General features: G+C 46.9%; 6 protein-coding genes and 1 pseudogene. All 7 read left to right on the forward strand.

Going from position 1 to position 6,732, the window contains the following annotated elements:
* On the forward strand, positions 1-1,090 hold a 1,090-nt coding region (gene murD, locus B3182_RS01890), incomplete at its 5' end, for a UDP-N-acetylmuramoyl-L-alanine--D-glutamate ligase (protein WP_292751323.1).
* On the forward strand, positions 1,087-2,226 hold the full coding sequence (gene ftsW / locus B3182_RS01895; protein ID WP_292357840.1) for a putative lipid II flippase FtsW: 1,140 nt from the start codon (positions 1,087-1,089) through the stop codon (positions 2,224-2,226). The genes murD and ftsW, both read left to right, overlap by 4 nt.
* On the forward strand, positions 2,223-3,302 hold the full coding sequence (gene murG / locus B3182_RS01900) for an undecaprenyldiphospho-muramoylpentapeptide beta-N-acetylglucosaminyltransferase (protein ID WP_292357841.1): 1,080 nt from the start codon (positions 2,223-2,225) through the stop codon (positions 3,300-3,302). Before ftsW ends, murG begins: the two co-directional genes overlap by 4 nt.
* Complete coding sequence (murC, locus tag B3182_RS01905) at positions 3,295-4,713, forward strand: UDP-N-acetylmuramate--L-alanine ligase (RefSeq protein WP_292357842.1); 1,419 nt, start codon at positions 3,295-3,297, stop codon at positions 4,711-4,713. The genes murG and murC overlap by 8 nt, the downstream gene beginning before the upstream one ends.
* The gene (gene murB / locus B3182_RS01910; RefSeq protein ID WP_292357844.1) at positions 4,713-5,603 is read left to right on the forward strand and encodes a UDP-N-acetylmuramate dehydrogenase; all 891 of its coding nucleotides are present in this window, start codon (positions 4,713-4,715) and stop codon (positions 5,601-5,603) included. Before murC ends, murB begins: the two co-directional genes overlap by 1 nt.
* Positions 5,600-6,538, forward strand: a complete 939-nt coding sequence (locus B3182_RS01915; RefSeq protein WP_292357846.1) for a D-alanine--D-alanine ligase — start codon at positions 5,600-5,602, stop codon at positions 6,536-6,538. The genes murB and B3182_RS01915 overlap by 4 nt, the downstream gene beginning before the upstream one ends.
* Positions 6,538-6,732, forward strand: a pseudogene (locus B3182_RS01920) (cell division protein FtsQ/DivIB); the annotation flags it as partial. The gene B3182_RS01915 and the pseudogene B3182_RS01920, both read left to right, overlap by 1 nt.

The raw sequence follows: 6,732 nt of genomic DNA on the forward strand, positions 1-6,732 counted from the left end.
TAAACAGGCAGCAGAAGCCGGGATTGAGATTATTGGTGATATTGAGTTATTTGCACGCCACGCCAACGCCCCCATCATTGCAATAACCGGTTCGAATGGTAAAAGTACCGTCACCACCTTAGTCGGTTTAATGGCACAAATGGCCGATAAAAAAGTTGCAGTTGGCGGGAATCTTGGTACACCGGCATTGGATTTGTTGACTGATCCTGCTCCAGATTTCTATGTACTTGAGTTGTCCAGTTTTCAGATGGAAACAGTGCATTCTATGAATGCATTTGCTTCAGTGATACTCAATGTCAGTCCCGATCATCTGGATCGTTACGATTCGATCGAAGATTACCAGCGTGCTAAACAAAGGGTTTATAACGGTAGCGGTGTCATGGTGATAAACCGAGATGATCCTATTGTCTCTGCGATGGCTGAGGCTGGAAGAGATCAGCTTGGTTTCAGTCTGCATGAATCAACCGGTTATGAGTTTGGTGTACTGACCCAGAGAGGACATCTCTGGCTGGCTGAAGGCGATACGCCGTTAATGCTGGTCAGTGATATGAAAATTGCCGGTAGCCATAATATTGCCAATGCATTGGCGGCATTAGCTCTGGGGTCTGTAATGGGCCTGCCGATGGATGCCATGTTAAAAGCCTTAAAAGAGTTCAAAGGGCTGCCACATCGCTGTCGGTTTGTACGCGAATTACACGGAGTACGCTGGTTTAATGATTCTAAAGCCACTAACGTTGGCGCCAGTATCGCTGCAATAGAGGGTATTGCAGAGAATGGCAAGATTGTTTTGATTGCCGGTGGTGTTGGCAAAGGACAGAATTTTGCGCCGTTAAGACCGATCCTCAATGACTATGTCAGCACTATCGTGTTGATTGGTCAATCTGCTGAAGAAATAGCCAAACATGTACCGGAAACGGTTCAGGTCCATTTTGCAGCAGATATGAAAGCTGCAGTTCAGGCGGCAAATATTTCTGCACAAATGGGTCAACAGGTTCTGCTTTCACCAGCCTGCGCGAGTTTTGATCAGTTTGCCAATTACGCTGATCGTGGCGACCATTTTGAACAGGCTGTCAGGGAGTTGGCGGCATGAGTCGTGTAAGCACCTACTTCGATTCAAAGCTTTTAATGGCCGCATTGGCCTTATTGTTGATTGGTTTGATTATGGTGTGTTCAGCTTCCATTACCATTGCTGAGAACAAAACCGGACAACCATTATATTTCTTTATCAGGCAACTGGCTTTTGCCGGGCTTGGATTGTTTTTTGCCTGGTGTGTGATGTCGATAAGATTGTCTCATTGGCAACAAATGGCACCGATGTTGTTGATGGTTGGTGTTGGTCTATTAGTATTGGTTTTGATTCCTGGGATCGGCAGAGAAGTTAACGGTAGTTCACGTTGGTTACCTTTGGGGCCAGTCAACCTTCAGGTAGCCGAACTGATTAAATTGTTTGCCATTATTTACGTGGCAGATTATCTGCAACGCCATCATGGACAACTAAACACATCCTTATTAAAGGTATTGTCTCCATTACTTTTGTTGAGCGTAGCAGCAGTATTGATGTTAATGCAGCCTGATATGGGCTCCATCGTCGTCATTTTGTCCACCGTATTGGTGATGATGTTTCTGGGCGGTGCCAGATTAGACGTATTTATTGGATTGATCGCCATTCTGGCAGGGTTGTTTACTATGATGGTCTGGCTGGCGCCTTACCGTCTGCAACGTCTACAAAGTTTTATGGATCCCTGGGCCGATCCGTTTGGAAGCGGTTTCCAGTTAACGCAGGCACTAATTGCATTTGGTCGCGGTGATTGGCTGGGAGTGGGTTTAGGCAGCAGCATGCAAAAATTGTTTTATCTGCCCGAAGCACATACAGATTTTTTATTTTCAATTCTGGCAGAAGAACTCGGGTTGATTGGTGCTGTGGCAGTAATCGCTTTGTTTCTGACCATGATTTGGCGTGCGTTGGCGATAGGCCGAGCAGCAGAAGAAGCGGGTCAATTATTCGGCGCACAAGTCGCCTTTGGCATTTCGGTATGGCTGGGGTTACAAGCTTGCGTCAATATTGGCGTCAATATGGGCGTGTTACCTACCAAAGGCCTCACATTGCCATTAATGAGTTATGGCGGTAGTAGTCTGGTTATTGTTTGTGTTGCCATTGGCCTGTTATTGCGAGTAGATCTGGAAACCCGTCAACCAGAAAAAGCGTCAGCGAGGGTCAAACGATGACTCGCGTATTAATTATGGCTGGTGGAACTGGCGGACATGTATTTCCAGCATTAGCTGTGGCTGAAGAACTGCGTTCACGTTCGGTGGATGTTGAATGGATTGGCACAGAGCGTGGTATTGAATCCCGTTTAGTACCAGCAGCTTCCTTTAAATTAAATTTAATTCCGATTAAAGGCTTACGTGGCAATGGCCTTTTCGGTTGGCTGGTAGCGCCGTTAAGGATCTTACGTGCAGTGCTCGAATCCAGAAAAGTGATTAAACGTTTTCAGCCTGATGTGGTGATCGGCCTGGGAGGTTTTGCTTCAGGCCCAGGTGGTCTGGCAGCATGGCTTTCCGGCAAACCGTTATTGATACATGAACAAAATGCTATTGCCGGATTAACAAATCGCTTGCTGGCAAAAATTGCCAAACAGGTATTGCAGGGATTTGAAAACAGTTTTGTTAGCAGTAAGAAAACCAGATGGGTTGGCAATCCAGTTAGAAAAGAAATTGAACAGTTACCTGAGCCACAGATTCGCTATCAGGCACGGGCTCAGAAACCGTTAAAACTATTGGTGCTAGGTGGCAGTCTGGGAGCAAAAAGTTTAAATCAGGTTGTACCGCAGACGCTGGCATTACTCAGTAAAGAACACACAATCAATGTCATTCATCAATGTGGTGAAAAACATCTGGCTGACTGTCAGCTTGCTTATGAACAGGCAGGAGTAGCGGGTACGGTCACCCAGTTTATTGACGATATGGCGAAAGCCTATAGCGAGGCAGATCTGATAATTTGCCGGGCAGGTGCACTGACCGTGGCCGAGGTCGCAGCAACAGGTATCGCGGCAATTCTGGTGCCTTATCCGTATGCAGTAGATGACCACCAGACTCACAATGCTCAGGCATTAAAAGACGCAGGCGCTGCATTACTTATAGCCGATTCAGCACTTAACGCAAAAGATCTGGCAGCAGTAATACGGCCATTACTGGCAAACCGAAAACATTTGGAACAAATGGCAATACAGGCAAGAACATTGGCAAACCCCGGAACAGCAATGCAGATAGCAGATATCTGTCTAGAGTGGGCAAATGGCTAAATTAACCTCAGCAATGCAAAGTCGGGTCAAACATATCCATTTCATCGGAATTGGTGGTGTCGGTATGGGCGGAATTGCCGAAGTACTGCTGAATCTGGGATATCAGGTCAGTGGTTCGGACTTGAATGAAAACAGTTTGATTCAACACCTGCGCCAGCTTGGAGCCAACATCATGATTGGTCATGACGCGGAATACCTTAAAGGTGCTGATGTGGTAGTAGTAACAACCGCAGTGAGCGCTGACAACGTTGAAGTTATGGCGGCTCGTGAACAGCGTATTCCAGTAGTGCCTCGTGCAGAGATGCTGGCTGAATTAATGCGTTTCAGTTATGGCATTGCCGTGGCGGGTACGCATGGTAAAACCACTACAACCAGCTTAACTGCTGCATTGTTAAGTGAAGGCGAGTTGGATCCAACCTTTGTGATAGGTGGTCGATTAAACAGTGCGGGGTCCAATGCAAGATTAGGTACCGGACGTTATTTAGTCGCTGAAGCAGATGAAAGTGATGCGTCCTTTTTATACCTGCAGCCGATGATCGCCATTGTGACCAATATTGATGATGATCATATGGCGACCTACGAAGGGGATTTTGAAAAGCTTAAAGCCACTTTTATTGAATTTCTGCATCACTTGCCGTTTTATGGTCTTGCGGTGTTATGCATAGATGATGAAGAGGTTCAGAGCATATTGCCTGAAGTGACTCGTCCCATTACAACCTATGGCCAGGATGAAAGAGCCGACTTTAGAATCAGTGATCTGCAGCAGTACCAGGGGCAAAGTGAGTTTACAGTCAGTGAAGCTCAAAGTGGTGTGCAATATCAGGTTCGTTTAAATATGCCCGGTCTGCACAATGCACTCAATGCGACAGCTGCTTTAGCCGTCGCCCGTAACTTGGGTGTTGACGTAGCCGCTTGCCAACGGGCGCTATTGAAGTTTGATGGTGTTGGCAGACGCTTCAATATTCTTGGCGAGAAAACCATCGGCCAGGGGCAGGTGTTACTGGTAGATGATTATGGTCATCATCCTACAGAAATTGCAGCGACAGTTGCCGCTAGCCGCGGGGGCTGGCCGGATCGTCGTTTAGTGGTTGTTTTCCAGCCACATCGATATACCAGAACGCGTGATTTGTTCGAAGATTTTGCCCGTGTGCTGTCAACGATAGATGTTTTGGTTGTGCTGGAAGTTTACCCTGCAGGCGAAAATAAAATTGCGGGTGCTGATGCTCGCAGTTTATGCCGTGCCATACGATTGCGTGGACAGGTTGAACCGGTATTTGTGGAAGATAAACAAGCCTTGTTTTCTGTTCTTCCGGGATTACTAAAGGATCAGGATCTATTGCTTACCCTTGGTGCGGGCGATATCGGAACCATCGCTAAAGAGTTGGATCAACAACTTGAGGAGATGAGCTAATGGTCTCCATGTTTAACGAGTTGCAAGGCGAATTGAAAATAAATGAGCCGTTATCTCAGCACACTTCATGGCGAGTTGGCGGAATAGCAAAGCGTTTTTATCAGCCAAAAGATAAAAATGATCTGGCGTCTTTTTTACGCCAGTTGCCAGCTGATGAACCCTTATTATGGTTAGGCTTGGGGAGCAATTTATTAATACGCGATGGCGGTTTTGCTGGCACGGTTATCAGCATGGCCGGAACCATGCAGGCGCTGGATATAGATGATCAAAGAGTTACCGCAGAAGTAGGTGTTTACTGCAGCAAAGTTGCCAAGCAATCCGCCAAACAGGGTTTAAGTGGTGCAGCCTTTCTGGCAGGTATTCCAGGCACATTTGGTGGTGCATTGGCGATGAATGCCGGTGCTCATGGCTGGGAAACCTGGCAGTTGGTCAAAGAGGCAACAACCGTAACGCGTCAGGGCGAGTTGAAAAAGCGTTCAGCCAGTGACTTTAAGGTTGCCTATCGTCATGTCGAACTGCCAGAAAAAGAATGGTTTGTCTCAGCCACATTGGAGCTACAGCTGGGAGATGCAGAAGCTGAAACTGCATTAATTAAACAGCTACTGAAAAAACGCAACGACAGCCAACCCACTAATCAACCTTGTGCCGGTTCAGTATTTCGTAATCCACAAGGCGATTATGCCGGGCGCTTAATCGAGCAGTGCGGTTTGAAGGGATTGCGAGTTGGCGGGGCAAGTGTGTCGCCAAAACATGCCAACTTTATTGTCAATGACGGGGCTGCCAGCGCGGCTGATATTGAAGATTTGATTAATTTAGTCAGACAACGTGTAGAAGCAGAGACAAAAGTGCGATTGATCCCCGAAGTTCACATTATCGGAGAGCACGCATGAGTGAAATAAATATTACTCCACAAAGTTTTGGTCGGGTTGCTGTGTTGATGGGTGGACGTTCAGCAGAACGTGAGATTTCGTTGAAAAGCGGCCGTGCGGTATTAGCTGCTTTACAGTCACTCGGAGTCAATGCTGTTGAGCTGGATGTAGATAAAACGGTTAGTGAACGTTTGCGTCAGGATAAATTTGATCGGGCATTTATTATCCTGCATGGCCGTGGCGGTGAAGACGGTGAAATTCAGGGTGTTTTGCAGTCATTGCAAATTCCTTATACCGGTAGCGGCATCACCGGTGCGGTACTGTCAATGAATAAACGTTTGAGCAAACAGATTTGGCAAAGTCAGGGTTTACCAACACCAAAATATGTGCGCTTAAATCGTCAGTCCAACCCTCAGAAAATTGTTGAAGAATTGGGTTTGCCGATAGTCATCAAGCCGGTCAACGAAGGTTCCAGCATCGGTATGAGTAAGGTGACATCAACCGAAGCACTGCAACAAGCCATCAGCCTTGCTTTTGACTATGACGATGAAGTTATCGCTGAACAATGGGTGCATGGGGCGGAATACACGGTGAGCATTTTGAATGGAGAAGCGCTGCCGGTTATTCGATTAACAACACCCAGAGAGTTTTACGACTTTGAAGCCAAGTATCTGGCGGATTCAACCGAATATTTGTGCCCGTGTGGTTTAAGTGATGCTGATGAAAAACGCTGTCAGCAATTGGCAATCAACGCTTTCAATGCGCTCAACATGTCTGGCTGGGGACGCATTGATGTTATGGCGGATCAGCAAGGTGATTTTTACTTGTTGGAAGCGAATAGTGTGCCCGGTATGACTGACCACAGCCTGGTGCCAATGGCAGCTCGTCAGGCAGGAATCAGTTTTGAAAATCTGGTTGGGCAGGTATTAAAGAGCAGTCTGGAGGGCAAACGCTGATGGCTATCAGACAACGTCCAAAAGCCGGAGCAACACGGACCCGTGTGGTGAAACCACGCGAACAAATGAACTGGCAAAGTAACTTGCGAAATGTCAGTACTGTGTTGGTTCTGTTGATACTGATTGTCGGTGTCGTTTATTTAAACAACACAGATACGCTGCCGATTCAGCATGTCACGGTAGAAGGTGAATAT

It is taken from the genome of Methylophaga sp. UBA4204, from assembly GCF_002379485.1.
In the GTDB taxonomy this organism is placed as follows: domain Bacteria; phylum Pseudomonadota; class Gammaproteobacteria; order Nitrosococcales; family Methylophagaceae; genus Methylophaga.

Bases quoted from the DNA above. Each gene is read 5' to 3' on its own strand.
- murB (WP_292357844.1), top strand. From the start codon at position 4,713: ATGGTCTCCATGTTTAACGAGTTGCAAGGCGAATTGAAAATAAATGAG.
- murG (WP_292357841.1), top strand. From the start codon at position 2,223: ATGACTCGCGTATTAATTATGGCTGGTGGAACTGGCGGACATGTATTT.
- ftsW (WP_292357840.1), top strand. From the start codon at position 1,087: ATGAGTCGTGTAAGCACCTACTTCGATTCAAAGCTTTTAATGGCCGCA.
- murC (WP_292357842.1), top strand. From the start codon at position 3,295: ATGGCTAAATTAACCTCAGCAATGCAAAGTCGGGTCAAACATATCCAT.
- B3182_RS01915 (WP_292357846.1), top strand. From the start codon at position 5,600: ATGAGTGAAATAAATATTACTCCACAAAGTTTTGGTCGGGTTGCTGTG.